At 46.4% G+C, this 1,578-nt stretch carries 1 protein-coding gene, 1 tRNA gene and 1 pseudogene; 2 read left to right on the top strand and 1 reads right to left on the bottom strand.

Going from position 1 to position 1,578, the window contains the following annotated elements:
* The first annotated feature begins 1 nt into the window (after position 1).
* Positions 2–76 (top strand) — tRNA-Arg (locus RTW80_RS25040).
* Between the two features lie 95 nt (positions 77–171).
* Here RTW80_RS25040 and dsdC read toward each other — a convergent pair.
* Complete coding sequence (gene dsdC, locus RTW80_RS25035) at positions 172–1,107, bottom strand: DNA-binding transcriptional regulator DsdC (protein WP_001326971.1); 936 nt, start codon at positions 1,105–1,107, stop codon at positions 172–174.
* A gap of 217 nt (positions 1,108–1,324) precedes the next feature.
* On the opposite strand from dsdC, the pseudogene RTW80_RS25030 reads away from it, so the two are divergent.
* Positions 1,325–1,578, top strand: a pseudogene (locus RTW80_RS25030) (D-serine transporter DsdX); the annotation flags it as partial.

The following is a 1,578-nucleotide window of genomic DNA, read 5'->3' as shown; positions in this document are numbered from 1 at the left end:
TGTCCTCTTAGTTAAATGGATATAACGAGCCCCTCCTAAGGGCTAATTGCAGGTTCGATTCCTGCAGGGGACACCATCCTTGTGTTTATCCCTAAAACCACATAAAAACCGTAAATTAAATTCGAACTAGCAGGCCGAATAAGGCACACCAGGAACTCGTGGTTTTATTCATTATGAAGTGGTTTTTACCTGTTCTCTTAGCCAGATAATAAACGCTTCAATTTTTGGCCACTGCCTGCCCGGTAATGTGGTGATGTAATAATGCTGATGGCATTTCACCGTCATATCGCCAAACGGCGCGACGAGCTCACCACTGGCAAGCCTTTTTTGTACCAGGCGTTTTCTTCCCATCGCCACCCCAATATGATTCATCGCGGCAATAACAGCTAAATCAGAACGATCAAAGCCAATTCCAGAAGATGTCGGCAAATTAACCGCATAATGTTGCGCCCAACTATGCCATTCATCCGTACCGGAGTCGTTGCTCCATGCCTGTCTGTCATGGAGCAACGTACAGTGACACAGGTTAATTACCGTGTTGGTTAAAGCATGTCTTTGAGCGTATTCCGGGCTACATACTGGCAGGATTTCTTCATCCATCAGAAAGTGATGAGTGAGTTGCGCTGACGGCGCATCATCAAAGTAGATCGCCAAATCGATTCCGGCACGTTGCAGATTGACGTTGTCATTACCAGTGAGCACGGTGAGCGAAATAGACGGATACCGGCGTGTAAAGTCACCTAATGCGGGCACCAACCAGCATTGGGCGATAGAGGGCCGGGAATACAGAGTTAACGTTCCCGATAACTCCTGATTTTTGATATCAAGAATTTCCTGGTTCAGGGTATCCAGCGACGATTTTAGCGCCCAATAAACACGTTTCCCCTCGTGCGTTAATTCCACTTTGCGATGGGAACGAACAAACAACTGAATGCCCAATTCTTCTTCCAGCTGATTGATACGGTGACTTACCGCACTGGGGCTCAGCGACAATTCCTCTGCCGCCAGGGCGAAGGACTGATGCCTGGCAGCCACTTCAAAAGTATGCATTTTTGATAATTGCCAGCCGTTAAGCAGCCGATTTCTTATTTCACGAAGGGGTTCCATAATCACCTCATTTTTCGCTTAAGTGTAAAAAAATAGCGGCAAAATTTCAGCTATGAGATGAGCTAAAGTGAACCATATCTCAATTCACCTTCATTTTTAGATGTAAATCACTCCATTGATGCAATTTACCTCATGTGAAAGGCAAATTTTATCGTTTGTCAGCCTGCGTTGTTTTTTTGTCCAATATCATCAGGTTAATCACAGGGGAAGGTGAGATATGCACTCTCAAATCTGGGTTGTGAGCACGCTGCTTATCAGCATCGTGTTAATTGTACTGACCATCGTGAAGTTCAAATTCCACCCGTTTCTGGCGCTGTTGCTGGCCAGCTTCTTCGTGGGAACGATGATGGGCATGGGGCCACTGGATATGGTAAATGCTATTGAAAGTGGAATTGGCGGAACGCTGGGGTTCCTCGCAGCGGTTATCGGCCTTGGCACGATACTGGGAAAAATGATGGAAGTATCCGGGGC

Origin of the sequence: Escherichia sp. AM3, assembly GCF_032029835.1 — a bacterium.
In the GTDB taxonomy this organism is placed as follows: Bacteria; Pseudomonadota; Gammaproteobacteria; order Enterobacterales; family Enterobacteriaceae; genus Escherichia; species Escherichia coli.
Note: the sequence above shows the minus strand (reverse complement) of the source record. Positions and strands in the feature narration are given on the sequence as shown.